Source organism: Methylophaga sp., assembly GCF_048266885.1.
Taxonomy (GTDB): domain Bacteria; phylum Pseudomonadota; class Gammaproteobacteria; order Nitrosococcales; family Methylophagaceae; genus Methylophaga.
Window position 1 is genome coordinate 37464 of record NZ_JBLWYR010000002.1, and the last position, 17122, is coordinate 54585.

The window sequence follows — 17122 nt, forward strand, 5'->3', positions numbered from 1 at the left end:
TTGATTTAAACATGAATCAGTAATTTTGCGCTGTTGATTTAACATGGTTTGCATTTACTAGACGATTGGTCTATCGTGAACGAAAAATAACTAGACGACCGGTCTAATATGGCACGCATTCAAACAAGACAATCATTAATCAAAGTGGGTACCGACGTTATCGGCAGCCATGGTTTTAACCCAACAGGCTTAAATACCGTGTTAAAAACCGCTGGCGTGCCGAAAGGGTCGTTTTATTATTATTTTGCTAGTAAAGAAGATTTCGGCCTCGCTATCATTGATGAATTCGCGATTGCCTATAACGAAAAAATTGCCTCGTTTCTCAGCGATACCAAAGTCAGTCCACTGCAAAGGATTCGTAACTATCTGCAAAACGGGCTGGAAACAATCAGTGAAGGTAAGTGCAAACGTGGCTGCCTGATTGGCACATTAGGACAGGAATTCTCCAGCCAAAATGAAACATTCAGAGTACGATTGGATCAGGTTTTCGAAGGCTGGAAACAACAATTTAGCCTGTGTCTACAAGCAGCTATTGATTGCGGTGAGCTTGCCGAAGATAACGACATACATCAACTTGCCGAGTTTTTACTATCCGGCTGGCAAGGTGCAATTTTACGTGCCAAGATGAATTCCAGTGTTGCGCCTCTGCAAGCTTTTATTGATACCACTTTTGATCGCGTATTAATCACCCGCTAAATAATTCCTATCAACTACCCGGAGATTTTATGAGCAAAGTCGCTCGTTTCCATCAAACAGGTGGACCAGAAGTATTAAAACTGGACAGTATCGAGCTATCCCCGCCTCAAGCCGATGAAGTGCTGCTCAAAATTAACAGCATTGGTCTAAATCGTGCTGAAGTTATGTTTCGAAGTGGACAATATCTGGAAACACCCACACTCCCAGCCCGTCTCGGCTACGAGGCTTCAGGCATCATCGAACAAGTCGGTTCCAATGTCAGTCAATTCAACGTTGGCGACAAGGTCAATGTGATCCCATCTTTTTCAATGAACCAATATGGCACTTATGCTGAAAAAGCCGTGCTACCCGTTCATGCCATCGTTAAACAACCCGCCAATATTTCTGACAATGAAGCAGCCGCTGTTTGGATGCAATATCTCACCGCTTGGGGCGCACTGGTTGATATCGGAGAATTAGCAGAAGGTCAGACAGTGCTGATTTCAGCAGCCTCAAGCAGTGTCGGGCTGGCAGCCATTCAGGTAGCTAATCAGGTAGGTGCAACTCCGGTTGCAATCACCCGCACAGCTGAGAAAAAAGGCCTATTGCTAAAACACGGCGCCAAACACGTTATTGTCAGTGAGTCCCAACAGATAGCTGAACAGGTGATGTTGATAACGGGTGGAAAAGGCGCAGACATGGTATTTGATCCTGTCGCCGGACCCGTCTTAAATAAATTGGCCGATGCCTGTGGCCAATTTGCACAAATTTTTGTTTATGGCGCACTCAGTACAGAAAACACAATGTTCCCGCTGTTTGCTGCTTTGGCTAAAGGATTAAGCTTTCGGGGGTATACCCTGTTTGAAATCACCCAAGATGCCAAACGCTTGCAACGCGGTGTAGAGTTTATCGATAAAGGCCTAACTGCCGGACACCTCAAACCGATTATTGCCAAAACTTTTTCCTTGGATGACATTGTTGCTGCTCATCAGTACATGGAATCCAATCAACAAATCGGCAAGATCATCGTTACAACCTGATACCACTTTTTTACATTAATGGAGGATATCCATGAAATTTACCCTTAAAACACTCAGCTTTTTAACGCTTTCCTCGCTTGGCATGTTCAGTACTGCCAGCTTTGCCGATGCGGCTGATGTCGAAAAAAACCTTCATAAACTCAATGTGCCAGATGGTTTTAAAGTTGAAGTCTATGCCGAAGTGCCAGGTGCACGCCAAATGGCGTTGGGCCAATCAACTGGTACCGTTTTTGTCGGTACGCGTGGTCCTAAAGCTTATGCTGTGGTGGATCGTAATAAAGATCGCAAAGCCGATGAGGTAGTCACTATTCTTGACGATCTCAACATCGGTAACGGTGTTGCCATGTATCAGGGCAATTTATATATCGCCGAACAAAACCGCATTGCCCGTTATGCAGCGCCTGGTTTTGACCTCACCCTTCCGTTTAAGGAAATGCGAGAAGTCATTTATGAAGATCTGCCGGACAAAGCACATCACGGCTGGCGTTATATTGATTTCGGACCGGACGGCAAACTCTATGTCACCGTTGGTGCACCCTGCAATATCTGTGAAGTAAATAATCTGGAAGCCACGATTATCCGGATGAATCCAGATGGTAGTGATGCTGAGATTTTTGCCGAAGGCATTCGTAACTCAGTTGGTATGGATTTCCAACCAGAAACCGGTGTGCTTTATTTCACTGATAACAACACCGATATGATGGGTGATGATATCCCGCCCGGTGAATTAAATGCTGCACCTGAAAAAGGCATGCACTTTGGCTTTCCTTATTATGCCGGCGGTAAAGAGCGCCATGAAGATTGGGCTGATAAAACACCACCGAAAGACGTGACTTATCCGGTTACCGAGTTTCAAGCGCATACCGCTGCGTTGGGCATGAAGTTTTATACCGGCAATATGTTTCCAGAAGACTTTAAAGGCGATGTCATCATTGCTCAACATGGTTCTTGGAACCGCACAGAACCTGTTGGCTATCAGTTGATGCGTGTCACATTTGATGAAAACAATAAGGTCAGTGGTCATGAAACCTTTATCGACGGCTGGTTGGTCGATGGTGAAGCTTGGGGACGTCCAACTGATGTACTGCAATTACCTGATGGCTCAGTGCTGGTTTCGGATGATTTCAATGGCGTGATTTATCGTGTCAGTTATGGTGAAGAAAAAGCCGCTGACAAAACCACCAACACAAGTCATTCAACCAAAACAGTTGAAGGGCTGGTGATGCCAGAATCTGCTATTACTCATCCTGATGGTCGTGTATTTGTCACTGAAATCGGTGAGTTTGGTAAAAAAGGTGATGGCAAAGTTACTGTAGTAAACACCGATGGCAGCACTGAAACCTTAGTTGATGGCCTGAACGATCCAAAAGGCATCGATATGTTTAACAACACTTTATACGTTGCCGATGTCGATCAATTGGTGAAAATCAGCATGGATGGCCAAAGCGAAGTGATGGTTAAACCAGCTGACTTTCCAGGTAAACCAGTGTTTCTCAATGATGTTGAAATTGATGGTCACGGCGTAATTTATGTATCTGATAGTGGCGACGATAACGGCAAAGATGCTGGAATTTATCAAGTCACAACAAATGGTAAAACGACTGAAATAATCAATTCAAAATCCGGCATTAAACGTCCTAATGGTCTGCTGATGGATGGTTACAACAAAATGCTGGTAGCTGATTTTGGCACAGGTGATTTATTTCAACTGGATATTGCCTCAGCGAAAGCCACAAAAGTAAACAGTGGTTTTGGTGGTGCTGATGGGTTAGTTCGGGATACCGATGGATTTTTATATATCAGTGATTGGAATAACGGCAAGGTATGGCAGCTAAACGAAGCCAAAGCCACGCCACAACTCATCACAGATGAATATGAAACCGCGGCCGATATTGCCTTATCAGCTGATGGCAAACATCTTTTGATGCCCGATATGAAAGGCGGAAAATTGTATTTCTTGCCAATCAGGTAAAACCGTATCAAAGCAATCTAAAAGCCGGGATTCTTCCCGGCTTTTTTGTCTCTGAATTAAATCATTCAAGTGTTATTAAAAGTGATTCCCCTAGCCTACCATTAGGTAAAGCAATATCAGATTAAACACCAAGCTCAAAGTTGCTAGTATTTGCCAGAATCTCACCGGATGACGTTCTATTAAAGGAACATATGCATCATGCAAAAAAGCTGGGTTAGGTTTTATGATGTCAGTTTGCAGCTCAGATAACGCTTCATAACGCCGTTGCGGATTAAGCTGCACCGATTTTTCAATAGCCTTATCCACCCAGACCGGGATCTCCGCCTGCAATAGCGTTAATGGTTGATAAGTCAGTCGACTCAATTGCTGACGATTCATTTGTTTTTCGAAACGCTTTCCGTAAGGTAGTTGGCCACTCAGCAAGTGATAAACGATCGAGCCCAACGAAAATTGATCGGCCTGTACTCCTGCCTGTTCACCCAGCAAATATTCGGGAGCGGTAAATTCTCTAGTTCCCAATAGTTTTTTGCGTTCGATCGGCGAAGCGACATCAGCGATACCTGCGATTCGGGTAGAACCAAAATCAATAATTTTAACTACACCTTCATCACTAAGCATGACATTGCCGGGCTTAAGATCCTGATGCAGCATATCCAGACGATGAAACGCCCGTAGTCCGGAGATTAATTGTGGAAGTATTTGCCTAACTTCACTTAGGCTCAGCGGTCCTTCATCATCCAGTTTCTGTTGCAGCGTTTTGCCCGCGATATATTCCATCACATAAAACAAAAAACGCCGTGGACGTTGTTGTTCGACAATGCGTACTACGTGGGCATTATCAATTCGTCGACCAATCCACTCTTCCAACTGGAAACGTTCCAGATAAGCCGGATCATCTTCGAAATTCACCGATGGTGTTTTCAACACTACTTTCTGCTGAGTTTCGGTATCAATAGCCAGATACAACTGACTGGTTGAACTAGCATGCAATTCACGTAATACCCGGTAACCATCAAGAATGACACCTTCATACAATTCCGGCGGGAATGGTAATGCCATTAATCGGGCATAGACTTCATCGGGTTTGGGTTCAGACAACTCGTCAATACAAAATACTTGGCAACTTACATTGTCACCACTGCCGTTTTGCAACGCTAACTCACACAAGACTTTGGCACACTGCTCAGGATCTGTGTTGTCGCTTAATTGTTGCTTGATGACATTGTCGGCAACAAACTCATAAACGCCATCAGTCATCAAGATAAAGACATCACCCTGTTCCACAGCCAGGTTTTTATAGTCGATATCCAAAGCATAATCGACTCCCAATGCCCGACCCAGATATTCCTTACCTTCCTCCAGTTTTATCCGATGGTCTTGAGTAAGTTGCTCCAGCGTATTGTTGCGAAAAAGATAGATTCGGGCATCGCCGACATGGAACAAGTGCGCCGTAACTGATTTGATAATCACCGCCGAAAAGGTAGTGGCAAAGCCTCGCGACATTTCCCGAAACTGATGACTCTGCCCACACAGCCAGACATTAATCGCCGTTAAAACCTTGCCACCGGATTGTTTGACCGACCAGGTATCTGGTGTGCTGAAATAATCAGCAATAAATCCGGTGATGGCTGCATGACTGGCCTCACGGGCCTGCTCGCTGCTACTGATACCATCGGCAATTGCACAGATGGCCCCCTTACTTTCCAGCAACAAGTTATTTTCCGGGGCATAAAAACCAATCGCATCCTGATTTTCTGCTTTTACCCCGGCCCGCGAGTATTGTCCGCAACGGACTTTCAGCATGATCTCGATCCCGTTTAATGCACGTCGATCATTTGCACGGTACCATCCGGCAATACTTCTGCCATCTGGCCGCGCGGCTCATCCATAAATTGCACTACGATCAAGGTAACAACAGCGGTGGCAGCAATCACCCAGAAAAACAACTGTGCAGACACCACCGATAAAACAGTTAAAAATAACAATGCACCGACATTACCATAAGCACCTGCCATACCAGCAATTTGTCCAGTCAGACGACGCTGAACCAAAGGTACTACAGCAAAAACCGCGCCCTCACCTGCCTGAACAAAGAACGAACAGCACATGGTTGCCAACACAGCTAACACAATAAACCATTCGGGCGTAATCAGGCCCATAACAAAATAGCCCACAGCCAGACCTGCCAGACAAATAGTTAATGTCAGTTTACGACCAAGCTTATCACTGAAATAGCCGCCGGTTGGACGTGAAACCAGATTCATAAATGCAAAACCCGATGCCAATAAACCCGCTTGAACCGCTGTAATATCAAATGTTTCACTGAAAAATAACGGTAACATGGAAACCACCGCCAATTCTGATCCAAAGGTAGCCAGATAGGCCAAATTCAGCACAGCAACTTGTTTGAATTTATAACGATGAATCTCTGGCACTGGAGTATGGAATATGGATTTGTTGACCTGATAAATATGATAAAGCTGATACAAAAATAACAATACCAAAACAAGGTAAATCATAAGTGTGACCGAGCCAGATAATAACGCCACACCGTTAGGAGACAGTTTCCAAGCTAACAAACCTAAAGCGCCATACATGGGGATGGTCATTAGAATTAATAACGCAAAGTCACCTTTGCTGGTCACCTCCATCGCCCCAGATTTTTTCGGTTTGAAATACGTGGAACCTTTAGGTGTATCAGAAACGCTGTTGTAATAAATAAACGCATAAACCAAGGCAATAAACCCGGTCAAAGCCACTGCATATCGCCAGCCTTCTTCACCGCCAAACATCAAAGCAATCGTCGGCAGACTCATTGCCGCTGCAGCGGAACCGAAATTTCCCCAGCCGCCGTAAATGCCTTCAGCCAGACCAACTTGTTTGGCCGGAAACCATTCTGAAATCATCCGGATACCGATAACAAAACCGGCCCCAACAAAACCCAGCATAAAACGGGCTAAGGCCATTTGTTCGAAACTGTCAGCTATCGCAAAAAAGAAACACAACATACTGGAAATGCCCAGTAGTAATGAATACATGATTTTGGGGCCGTATTTATCAACCAGCATACCCACCACGATTCGGGCAGGAATGGTCAATGCTACGTTTAGGATTAATAAGGTTTTAATTTGCTGGTCGGTGAGGCCAAGAGTTTCTTTAATCGAAACCAGTAGCGGTGCATGGTTAAACCAGACCACAAAACTGATAAAAAAGGCCATCCAGCTAAGATGTAAAATGCGGCTGTTACCGCTGAAGGATAAAAATTTTAAATTTGAGGCAGACATGGTGTTCTCACTTCAGAACGTTTGACCGACATTGGTAAACCTTCTAAGCGGGAATTATGCCAACTTTTAAGTTATTGATTTTATTATCGCATCGAGCTTTAAACAGGTATCTAATGCACTTATTTAAATCAAAATGGCTGATAGCGCACCACGGCTGTGCAGTAGTTCAGGCAACAAACGCCACGGCATTTTTACCTGATTGTTTGACTCGATACATTGCTTCATCAGCAGCTTTAAGCAAGGCATCAATGTTTTCTCCATCTTCTGGATAGCGAGCAATGCCAATGCTGGCGCCTATCTGACACGGGCAATTATCTATCAGCATTTTTTCAGATAATGCAGCAATAATTTTATCGCCCACCGTTTGCAAATGCTGATCTTGTGCCACATCACTGATCAACACCACAAACTCATCTCCACCAATACGGAATACAGTATCTGATGCTCGTAAGCGTTGACTAATGCGTTGAGCAACTTCAATTAACAATGCATCACCCACATGATGACCACACATATCATTTACAGACTTAAAGTCATCCAAATCAATAAACATCATCGCAATGGAATAGCCCTTACGGTGTGCCTGCAAGATGGCCTGCTGTGCTAATAAACTGAACTGTGCCCGATTCGGCAGGCCAGTCAAACTGTCCTTATGTGCCATTTCAGTCAACGCTAATTCCAGTTGTTTACGTTCAGTAATATCACGAATATCAGCGCTAAGTTCAATGGTACGACCATCTTCACTACGATTAAGCTGTAGCAACATTTCGGCATCAATTAGTTTATCGTCGGCTCTGACCAACTGCACTTCACAACGGCTATAGGGTAAGGGTCTAAACTTCTTAGCCAGCAATAACAAATGTGAAATTCTCGTAGCGGATTCCTGATTAAACAATCGATGATAAGGCTGGCCCAAATAATACATTTCGTCGTGTTGTAACAGTAACTTCACCGACGCACTGATAAAGGTAATACGGCTGGTAGCCGAATTGATCCCAATAACAATATCCGAGCTTTTTTCCATCAATTTGCTGAAATATTGTTCACGGCGAATCAAGCGATTAATCGCCATGGCAAATGACAATAAAATCAGGATCACAATAATGGTTTGTAAACCTCGCAATAGATAAGTCTGCCGTTTGGCTGAGGCTTCTATTTGCACGGTCAATTTATTCATTAACGCCAGCAACTGCAGATTATCCGCCACCATAGCATCGACCAGTTGATCCACCTCTGATTCACTAAGTTGCATTTGTTGAATTGATTTATACAGTGGCTCCCATAATTCAATTGATTGCATCAGTGTTTTTTGAATTGCGGTTTCTTTAAGTTGCTTAACCTGAATAAGTTTACTATCGGCGCTAAGTGTTTCGCCGCCGTTGCTCATGGCGATTAGGGTTTGATCAAATAAAGTCATGGCGTCCATCAGTTCTTGGTAGGCCGCTTGGATATTTAATCCCTGTTGTTGCTGATAATGCATTAGCAACAAAGATTTGGTCATTTTCTGCGATAACATGCGTTGCCGACCGGCAATGTTTATATTGATTGATGAGGCTTCCAACTGGGCAGAGATACCATAATTCATTGCCAATAAGGTGATATCAAATATCACCACTAAACTGAGTGGCAACAAAAAATGTCGGTACTTTTTAATCACCTCAAACATGTTCCCCCCTGTCATAACATTGTGTGCTGATTATGATGTTAGATTTTGGCTATCAATCATCTTGCCAATCTAGATCACAACAAAACACATAAAGTTTGTTATGCACGACTACTGTCTGGGAAACGGTAATACACATACGAGAGTCAGCAACCGACAGATAGGGTCGACTGAGCTGCATTTCCCCAGGATGTTCGATAGCACGGAAGTGGTAGTGTTTATGGGACCAATTGGCATTATCACCAGATAATAGCGGGGTAAAACGGGTGTCCATCTTTTGTTGGTAATGTGGAGAATAAACATTGCGTGCCATCTGGAAACCAACTTCGTCCAACAAATAACAACGTACGGCGCGCTTTTCTTTAAATAAAATTTTGGTGCTGGTATCAAATGCATTAGTGATTGAAAACTCACTGACCGCCTGACGAAACAAAGATTCGATTTTTTTGAAATCCTGATTCATCTGGTGACTATTTTTAAACCGCTGACGCTGTTGAATTTTAAGCAGATGGTCAATCACTTCAGCAAATTTCAGGTCATGGGTAATACGTGGTTGCGGCTTGGCGAAATAAAAGCCCTGAATCATATCGGCATTGGCTGCTATGGCGACTAAGGCTTCGCGCTCCGTTTCAACACCTTCAATGATCACCAGACTGCCCGCTTCATGGATCAATGACACGACCCCAGTCAAAATACGTTCAACTCGGCTGGAAGTGCCTGCTCCACGAATCATACTGCGATCGATTTTCACGATATCCGGTTCCAGCTCCCAAATTCGATCAAAATTCGAATGTCCTGCACCAAAATCATCGATGGCAATCAGGCATCCAAGTTCACGAAAGTGGCGAATCAAGCTGCGTAAGTACTGCCTGTCATCAATTTCACTTTCGAGGATTTCAATAACCACCCGATGAGGGGGAATACCGGTTTGCTCAAATAAAGCGTTCATAAAGCCAGCGTCAGGCCGCTCAGAAACCAGACATTGTGAATTAAGATTCAGAAACAACCATGCTTCTCCATTTGGCTGACGGGCAAAATTGTGCATATGCAATCGGCGACAAAGCCGATCCAGAGACAGGTTTTCGACAGCATTTTGCGGTATAGCCAGCAGCTCCAACGGCGAGTGTGGATGTTTTTGAGGGTCAACCGCGCGAATCAGCCCTTCATAGCCGACTGGACGACGATGCGAGATACTGAAAATAGGCTGAAAATGACTGCTCAAGGTTAAATGATGATAATCAGCCGTAACATACAGACTGGTTTGTTCAGCATCCTGCAACTGCTGCATAGGCATACCTTTAAATTCGGGTTGTGATACAACTGTGTTCAACATAAATCACTTCTATATGTTAGCGGTCAATTCACCGAGAAGTTTTGTTAAATATCAAACCTGCCCAAATTGAGCAGGTTTGATTCACATTTGCATCCATGCCTAAGGGTTTTCAATTGGTTTTTAACGCATTAGGCAGCTTTCCTGGCATGCCTTTGATGTAAGAATTTAATTACCTCTGACCGATAATGGTTGTAATCTGGATTGTCAGCCAAAGCTAAACGCTGCCTTGGTCTTGGCAGATTCACCTGCAAAATTTCGCCAATAGTCGCTGCCGGTCCGTTTGTCATCATCACGATCTTGTCAGATAACAATACTGCTTCGTCCACATCATGGGTAATCATAATAACGGTGTTGTTCAAATCCGCCTGAATTTCCATCAACGAATCTTGTAAATGGGCACGGGTCAACGCATCCAACGCTCCGAAGGGTTCATCCATTAACAAGACTTTTGGCTCCATTGCCAACGCTCTTGCAATGCCGATACGTTGTTTCATACCACCCGAAATTTCTGCTGGCAATTTATGCTTGGCATGAGCCATGTGCACCAATTCCAGATTGTGTAATGTCCAGTCACGAATTTGCTGACGATTACGGGTTTTACCAAACACTGATTTCACTGCCAACTCGACATTTTGATAGCAAGTAAGCCAGGGAAACAAGGCATGATTTTGGAACACAATGGCCCGATCCGGACCGGGTTCATTGACCTCTTTTCCCTGCAAAATAACGCCACCTTCGGTTGCCTGATAAAGTCCGCCAACAATATTCATTACTGTGGATTTACCACAACCGGAATGCCCGATAATACTAACAAATTCTCCCTGGTTAATTTGTATATTCACATTATCTAACGCCCGAAATGGTCCATTGGCAGTGGGGAAATCAATGCTGATGTGATCAATATTTAAATAACTAGCCATTATTTTATTCTCCTTGGGTCTATTTATGTTTCATCGCCACCACTGCTGGAGGCTATTTTTTAGTCATACAAGGCGGAAATGATGCGATGTAGTTGTTCTACATAAGTCATTTCCAACGCCGTAGGGCGGAAAAATAGCCCCAGCCCTACGGGTTGTGGCTGAAAATCTACCACTCTGCGTTGCTTGTCATTTATTTAGAGCAACTAAACTGCATTCCTCGCGCCTTGATTGGTAAATTTTCAGTCACAACAGAGGCGGCTATGAGACATAAATAGCCCCTACCGAATATTCGCAGTTTTGTCGTATGAGAAAAACTTCTGCAGTGTGAGCATGATGCGATCTAACACAAAACCAATCAGACCGATTGCCAGCACGGCAACCATGATTCGACTCAGCGAATTGGAACTGCCATTTTGAAATTCATCCCAAACAAACTTACCCAGACCTGGATTTTGGGCGAGCATTTCGGCGGCAATCAACACCATCCAGCCAATGCCCAGCGAAATTCTCAAGCCGGTAAAAATCATCGGAATTGACGAAGGAATCACGATTTTCCACACTGTGGTGAAATATCCCAGCCTCAATACTTTGCCGACATTGAGCAAATCACGATCAATCGATGACACACCAACCGCGGTATTAATCAAGGTCGGCCATAATGAACACAACATGACCGTGATGGCCGAGGTAATAAATGATTTGGAGAACATTGGATCGGCCGAAACATACACCGCACTGACCACCATGGTCACAATCGGCAACCAGGCCAGTGGGGATACCGGTTTAAAAATCTGAATCAGTGGATTGATTGCGTTATAGAGATTCTGACTCAGACCACTGACAATACCGATGGGAATCGCTATCAAACTGGCCAACAGAAAACCGACAAACACGGTAAATAGACTGGTCCAAATTTGATCAACAAAAGTGGGTCTTCCCGTGAACTCGCGAACCCGGATCTCAGCATCCGGGTTTTTGGCCAGTTTTTCAGCATTTCGCTCATCTTGACGCTGATAGAAGTCACTCGCTCGTTGACGTTCAGCTTGATGTTCTTCATTCAACACCTTGACCTGTTGCCAAACTTGAACCGGACCTGGTAACTGCCCAAGACTGGTATCCACTTTTGCAGCACCCAAATGCCAAAATACGAGGAAAATAAGTATAGCGACTAGCGGTAAACCAATCATTTTTACTAATTGTTGAAACTGAAACCCCGCCGGTTCCCCACCAGCGATTTTCGCCAGTGGTACGAACCAGTTAAGCCCTGTCAGCTCCAGAAAATATATGAGTTTATCGTTCATAAGAGTCCATCTTTTTCCGTTTATAAAAAAAGCAGGTGGTTAATCCACCTGCTCCTCTCCTTTCAGGCCAATGGCAAATTTTTCCAGGTAAGCATTGGGCGCTGTCCCGTCAAATTCGATGCCATCAATAAACTCATTTTGTGCCGGTTTAAAGCCGGTTTCTGTGGAAAAATCAGGAAAATCTGTTGCCGATAACTTGCCCTCTTCAATTAATTCTTTTGCAGCAATTTGATAAATATCAGGACGATAAACCTTCTTGGCCATATCGGTGTACCAGCTATCCGGTTTCGCTTCAGGAATTTGGCCCCAACGTCGCATCTGTGTCAGATACCAGATGGCATCGCTGTAGTAGGGATAAGTCGCGTTGTGACGGAAAAACACATTGAAATCAGGAATGTCACGTTTGTCACCTTTTTCATATTCAAAGGTGCCAGTCATGCTATTGGCAATAACATCATAATCGGCGCCGACATAATAACTTTGAGAAAGGATTTCCACTGCTTCGGGGCGATTGGCATTATTTTCGGCGTCTAACCAATGTGCAGCACGAATTAATGCTTTGACCATTGCGATGTGGGTATTAGGATGTTTATCAGCCCATTGTTGACTTACACCAAGGACTTTTTCAGGATTATTTTTCCAAATTTCATAATCGGTAATCAATGGCACACCAATGCCCATAAATACTGCCTGTTGATTCCAAGGCTCACCAACGCAGTAACCATCAATGGTGCCAGCTTCCATGGTGGAAGGCATCTGAGGCGGTGGAGTCACGGAGAGTAAGGCTTGAGCGTTCAGTTGGCCACTGCTGTCACCTTTATGTGGCGCATAAAAACCAGGATGAATACCACCCGCCGCCAGCCAGTAACGTAATTCATAGTTATGAGTCGATACCGGAAAAACCATGCCCATATTGAATGAATTGCCTTGCTGTTTGAATGACTCAATGACGGGCTTTAACGCTTTTGCACTAATTGGATGTTGTGGTTTGCCATCTTCACCAACAGGAATATGCGGCTTCATCTGCTCCCACACCTTGTTGGAAACCGTGATGGCATTACCATTCAGATCCATACTGAAAGCGGTAATGATGTCAGCCTGAGTTCCATAGCCAATGGTGGCACCAAGAGGTTGCCCTGCCAGCATGTGCGCACCATCGAGTGCGCCATTAATCACACCATCCAGCAATACTTTCCAGTTAGCTTGTGCTTCCAGAGTGACGTACAAACCTTCATCTTCAAAGAAACCTTTTTCTTGGGCAATCGCTAATGGCGCCATATCGGTAAGCTTGATAAAGCCCAATCGAAGATCTTCTTTTTCTAACTCTCCGGGTGCTGCAACTAATGATGATGAAAAACTGATAACAGAAATGATGCCAACCGTTGACAACCATCGACGCAAGGAATTTATATTTACATGAGGTAAAGACATAAATAGCTCCAATTTAGGACAGAAAACGGCGGCGTTGCCCGATACCGGGGAAATGATTTCCAGACACGGTTTTCAATCCTGCATTGGATTGGTATTGGGTGCTCTAACGTTCATAGCTACAATAGTGGTAACTACGACGAGCTATAGACCCTTCTGTCCAATTTGCAGTTAATATGCCAATTACATACCTATTTAAAAAACTATATTTTTCAGTCACTTGAAAATTATCTCAAATAAACTGCGCCGTTAGGTTGCGTCGCTTTGGGGCTGAATAAAGCGGCCGGCACTTTGTTGGTGCAGCAACCGACCGCTTGATGTTGATCACGGATGAGAATGTGTTTCTAACAAGTTGGCCGTAGCAAGCACTTGTTTGGCCAACATCGCTAGACGCATATTCTGGTTCATCGCCGTGGTGCGTAATAGACGATAAGCTTCATCCTCACTGCATTGACGTTGTTGCATCAATACTCCCTTGGCACGATCGATAATCTTACGTTCGGCCAGTTTGGTTTCCAGTGATTGCACTTGTTCACGCATCGTCTGCTGTTGCAGAAATCGGTTGCGTGCTGTGCTGAGTAATGGCAACACCCGATGTGGTTGCAAACCATCGACCACATACGCACTGACGCCAAGCTGAATCGCTTGTTTTTCAACCTGTGCGTCATAGGCATCGGTAAATATCACCACCGGCATCGGTTGTTGTCTGAGCAACATATCGATAAGTGCCATCATGTCACTGTCGCAGTTACGCACTGCCAAAATGAACATGCCGGTAAATTCGAGTTGCTTCATAGCAAGTTTAGGGAGAGAAGCCGATTGATTGGTCACCTCGAACATGGTGCCACTCAATTGTTCGACTAATTGCTGTGCTATATCGGAACGATCGCACACCAATGTGGAATTAAAACTTTGTGTCAGGAGTTCAGTTGAGTTTCGCATGATTATCCGCAGCATAGTTAATGATAAGAGAAAACACATTGAGTACCGTATCAATGGCACGAGTGGCCGTTTTAAAATAATCATCTGCTGACAAAGTAATGGTTTCCTCAATCAGCACTTGTTGATCAATGGTTTGTAACAATAAATCCGTATCACGTTCAATTTGGTTGTTTTGGCCGGCTAAAATCGCAATTAACTGTTTATTACGTATTCCGGCAATTTCCCTAAGCAGTTCGGCAATCCTGCCGTTTGCTGTTAAACGTTGAAAAGACAGCATCATGGTTTCTGTGCCACCCGCCTGACCTCGAGCACACAGGCTCGAACCAACGGCACGCATTTGGCCCAGAATTTCAGCCGCTCTTAAGGTATCCAGACAGATTGCGGATAAGCGAGTGATGTTATCCAGCATGAAGTGGTGCAGGTTGTATAAACGGCCGAGATCATCAAACAAAGATAATTGGCCTTCAATCATCGCGTTATGTTGACGAATAACTTGATGAGGTGTCAGTTTACGGTCTTGAACCTGTTTTTTAAGTCGCGGCCAGTGGTCGACAAATGACAACCATTGCGGCAGCATTTGCATTTCCATGTTTTGACTAGCAAAGATAAATTGATCGATTTGTTGTTGCAGAAAGGTGAGTTTCCCTGTCAGCGAAGCATTACCCGCGCAGACCGCACTGCTGGTGCCGCGGTGTTGCTGACAGAGATCAATCAGTTGTTTTAAATGTACCAGTTGAGAGATGGCAAATTCAGTACGCCGTTTATCACGAAAATTCGACGTAAATTGTTTGGTAGCAGCAAAGCATGCTGCTACCGTTAATGCACCTGCGATGGTGGGATTGACTATCATAGCCTGACTCTCAATTAGTCTAAGTTTTCATTATTCCCAGCTGAACAGATAACCAGCCATTAAGCCCAGGGGAGAAATCAACACCAACAAAAGCAGCTTGAATAACTCTTTCATCAAATAGAAAAAATCAACTAAGTATCCCATTGTTGTGGCCTCCTTCTTTGTGTGGCAACGTCTGGGATATTGCATAAGCTGTGCCATCAACTAAGTCGTTTTATTTCAATCACTTATAAAACCAACCTACTCAAACATGCATTAAAATGGGCTGTAGCCGTTGGTGCGTCGCTTATTTTTGGTGCGAGTAACATACTAAAACGCAAAAAAAAGCCAGCCCTAAACAGAGCTGGCTTGGTACAACTTTAGGGCCTGTTAACCTTTCCGAGTCGCCTCTGTTGTGAAAGATAAAAAGGCCCTTGCACCGAGGAGATATTAGAATTTAACTTGTCCGTAGACCCAGAATTTTTCGGTATCAACTAATGTTGGAAACTCATCATCCGCTTGGTAATCAGCATATTTCACGCCAACGGTGTAATGTTGATTAAAGGCTTTTTCCAGTGAAATATCCAGTTCATTACCGGCATCCAGACTATCTTGGTCAGTCTCAAAGTCATGATAGGAAACAATTAATTTGGCATCCCAGAACACATTACCCACCACGGTAAGATAGGTATCTTTCAGACCTTGTGCAGGGGTATTCAGGAATTGATCAGCCCAGCCCTGAAAGGCATGGTTGGTGCCCAGTGGCGTCTTAAAGCTATCCGTGCCATCCCCTTCTTGTACCTCGTAAGAGAGTTTGGCCATCCAGCCTTTATGCTTGGCACCGAGTTCTGCCAGATAGTAATCTTGAGCATCCATGGTGCCACTTTTATAATCGCTTTGGCGGGCGTATTCGGCTGTGTACACCAAATTCCATGCATCATTAATTGCGGGCGCACCACTGAGTCGCAGCCCTAACGTTTTAGAAGAAGTCGCTTCTGCATCTTCATATTCCAGCAAATAGCCATAGCCTTCCAACTTGCCAAACGGTAATCCACTGTACTGCGCGTTAAGCAGATGGGCTTCAACATCGATTACGCCATTTTTTACAATGCCCGCATCACGATCATCACCATAAATAGTGTTGATTTTATTTACAAAGGCATAACTCAACTGGGTATCTGGCAATGAGGTGTTCTGGAGAGAAATGGCATCAAAGGTTTGATGATTTTGTCTCCATAACACATTACCGATATAACGATGGAATGGCGCATCTCGGTAAGTAATTTGCTGACGACCAAATTTAGCTACGGTATCAAAACCTTGATAACTGAGATAAGCCTGATTGACTTCAGTACCATCTGGATCTGCCACAACTGAGTATTCAGTCTCACCATTAGTGGTGCTGTTGTAGTTGTCACCACCTAAATCGGTGACGTTCTCAAACTCAACAAATGCACCAAAACCATTTAACCGGCCGGTTTCATAACCCAGAGTTGAACGAACAGTAAACGCATCGGCATCTTTCAGGTTGTTATCTTGTTCAACTGACTCGTAACGGGCACGGGCAGAAAAACTGACTTTACCGCCGGTTAGGGCTTCCATAAAACTGTCTTTTTCCGCTGCCGCCACTGTGATTGGTAATGTGCCAATTAAGCTCGCCATCAACGTTGTTGCAGTATATGTATGTAATTTTGACATGATCCTTCCTTATTCACGGGACGCAGAAACTTGTTTC

Annotated in this window: 13 protein-coding genes; 3 read left to right on the plus strand and 10 right to left on the minus strand. The window is 44.2% G+C overall.

Features of this window, described 5'->3' with window-relative positions:
* Positions 1-108 precede the first annotated feature (108 nt).
* From ACN0V2_RS01340 to ACN0V2_RS01350, 3 genes are read left to right on the plus strand one after another with little or no spacing between them, the layout of a single operon-like run.
* Positions 109-696 (plus strand): TetR family transcriptional regulator C-terminal domain-containing protein, encoded by a 588-nt coding sequence (locus tag ACN0V2_RS01340; protein WP_417548992.1) that lies wholly within the window; start codon positions 109-111, stop codon positions 694-696.
* Positions 697-725: 29 nt separating this feature from the next.
* Entirely contained in the window at positions 726-1715 is a 990-nt protein-coding gene (locus ACN0V2_RS01345) for a zinc-dependent alcohol dehydrogenase family protein (protein WP_417548993.1), read from the plus strand.
* A gap of 31 nt (positions 1716-1746) precedes the next feature.
* Complete coding sequence (locus tag ACN0V2_RS01350; protein WP_417548994.1) at positions 1747-3687, plus strand: PQQ-dependent sugar dehydrogenase; 1941 nt, start codon at positions 1747-1749, stop codon at positions 3685-3687.
* 90 nt (positions 3688-3777) lie between these two features.
* On the opposite strand, the gene ACN0V2_RS01355 is transcribed toward ACN0V2_RS01350, so the two are convergent.
* From ACN0V2_RS01355 to ACN0V2_RS01400, 10 genes are all read right to left on the minus strand, one after another.
* Positions 3778-5490, minus strand: coding sequence for a protein kinase domain-containing protein (locus tag ACN0V2_RS01355; RefSeq protein WP_417548995.1), 1713 nt, complete (start codon positions 5488-5490; stop codon positions 3778-3780).
* Between the two features lie 14 nt (positions 5491-5504).
* The gene (locus tag ACN0V2_RS01360) at positions 5505-6971 is read right to left on the minus strand and encodes a NarK family nitrate/nitrite MFS transporter (protein WP_417548996.1); all 1467 of its coding nucleotides are present in this window, start codon (positions 6969-6971) and stop codon (positions 5505-5507) included.
* Between the two features lie 166 nt (positions 6972-7137).
* On the minus strand, positions 7138-8637 hold the full coding sequence (locus tag ACN0V2_RS01365) for a diguanylate cyclase domain-containing protein (RefSeq protein ID WP_417548997.1): 1500 nt from the start codon (positions 8635-8637) through the stop codon (positions 7138-7140).
* A gap of 52 nt (positions 8638-8689) precedes the next feature.
* Positions 8690-9967: an EAL domain-containing protein gene (locus tag ACN0V2_RS01370; RefSeq protein WP_417548998.1), complete on the minus strand. Its 1278-nt coding sequence runs from the start codon at positions 9965-9967 to the stop codon at positions 8690-8692.
* A gap of 128 nt (positions 9968-10095) precedes the next feature.
* Positions 10096-10887 carry an ABC transporter ATP-binding protein gene (locus tag ACN0V2_RS01375; protein ID WP_417548999.1) on the minus strand — a complete coding sequence of 264 codons (792 nt, stop codon included), beginning with the start codon at positions 10885-10887 and terminating at the stop codon, positions 10096-10098.
* A 278-nt stretch (positions 10888-11165) separates the two neighbouring features.
* Positions 11166-12188: an ABC transporter permease gene (locus tag ACN0V2_RS01380; protein ID WP_417549000.1), complete on the minus strand. Its 1023-nt coding sequence runs from the start codon at positions 12186-12188 to the stop codon at positions 11166-11168.
* 39 nt (positions 12189-12227) lie between these two features.
* Positions 12228-13619 carry a CmpA/NrtA family ABC transporter substrate-binding protein gene (locus tag ACN0V2_RS01385; protein WP_417549001.1) on the minus strand — a complete coding sequence of 464 codons (1392 nt, stop codon included), beginning with the start codon at positions 13617-13619 and terminating at the stop codon, positions 12228-12230.
* A 321-nt stretch (positions 13620-13940) separates the two neighbouring features.
* Positions 13941-14558: an ANTAR domain-containing response regulator gene (locus ACN0V2_RS01390; protein WP_417549002.1), complete on the minus strand. Its 618-nt coding sequence runs from the start codon at positions 14556-14558 to the stop codon at positions 13941-13943.
* Positions 14542-15408, minus strand: coding sequence for a nitrate- and nitrite sensing domain-containing protein (locus ACN0V2_RS01395; RefSeq protein ID WP_417549003.1), 867 nt, complete (start codon positions 15406-15408; stop codon positions 14542-14544). The genes ACN0V2_RS01390 and ACN0V2_RS01395 overlap by 17 nt, the downstream gene beginning before the upstream one ends.
* Before the next feature lie 429 nt (positions 15409-15837).
* Positions 15838-17085, minus strand: coding sequence for a hypothetical protein (locus ACN0V2_RS01400; RefSeq protein ID WP_417549004.1), 1248 nt, complete (start codon positions 17083-17085; stop codon positions 15838-15840).
* Positions 17086-17122 lie beyond the last annotated feature (37 nt).

Excerpts from the sequence above, each read along its gene's own strand:
- ACN0V2_RS01340 (WP_417548992.1), top strand. The coding sequence starts at position 109 with ATGGCACGCATTCAAACAAGACAATCATTAATCAAAGTGGGTACCGAC.
- ACN0V2_RS01345 (WP_417548993.1), top strand. The coding sequence starts at position 726 with ATGAGCAAAGTCGCTCGTTTCCATCAAACAGGTGGACCAGAAGTATTA.
- ACN0V2_RS01350 (WP_417548994.1), top strand. The coding sequence starts at position 1,747 with ATGAAATTTACCCTTAAAACACTCAGCTTTTTAACGCTTTCCTCGCTT.
- ACN0V2_RS01355 (WP_417548995.1), bottom strand. The coding sequence starts at position 5,490 with ATGCTGAAAGTCCGTTGCGGACAATACTCGCGGGCCGGGGTAAAAGCA.
- ACN0V2_RS01360 (WP_417548996.1), bottom strand. The coding sequence starts at position 6,971 with ATGTCTGCCTCAAATTTAAAATTTTTATCCTTCAGCGGTAACAGCCGC.
- ACN0V2_RS01365 (WP_417548997.1), bottom strand. The coding sequence starts at position 8,637 with ATGTTTGAGGTGATTAAAAAGTACCGACATTTTTTGTTGCCACTCAGT.
- ACN0V2_RS01370 (WP_417548998.1), bottom strand. The coding sequence starts at position 9,967 with ATGTTGAACACAGTTGTATCACAACCCGAATTTAAAGGTATGCCTATG.
- ACN0V2_RS01375 (WP_417548999.1), bottom strand. The coding sequence starts at position 10,887 with ATGGCTAGTTATTTAAATATTGATCACATCAGCATTGATTTCCCCACT.
- ACN0V2_RS01380 (WP_417549000.1), bottom strand. The coding sequence starts at position 12,188 with ATGAACGATAAACTCATATATTTTCTGGAGCTGACAGGGCTTAACTGG.
- ACN0V2_RS01385 (WP_417549001.1), bottom strand. The coding sequence starts at position 13,619 with ATGTCTTTACCTCATGTAAATATAAATTCCTTGCGTCGATGGTTGTCA.
- ACN0V2_RS01390 (WP_417549002.1), bottom strand. The coding sequence starts at position 14,558 with ATGCGAAACTCAACTGAACTCCTGACACAAAGTTTTAATTCCACATTG.
- ACN0V2_RS01395 (WP_417549003.1), bottom strand. The coding sequence starts at position 15,408 with ATGATAGTCAATCCCACCATCGCAGGTGCATTAACGGTAGCAGCATGC.
- ACN0V2_RS01400 (WP_417549004.1), bottom strand. The coding sequence starts at position 17,085 with ATGTCAAAATTACATACATATACTGCAACAACGTTGATGGCGAGCTTA.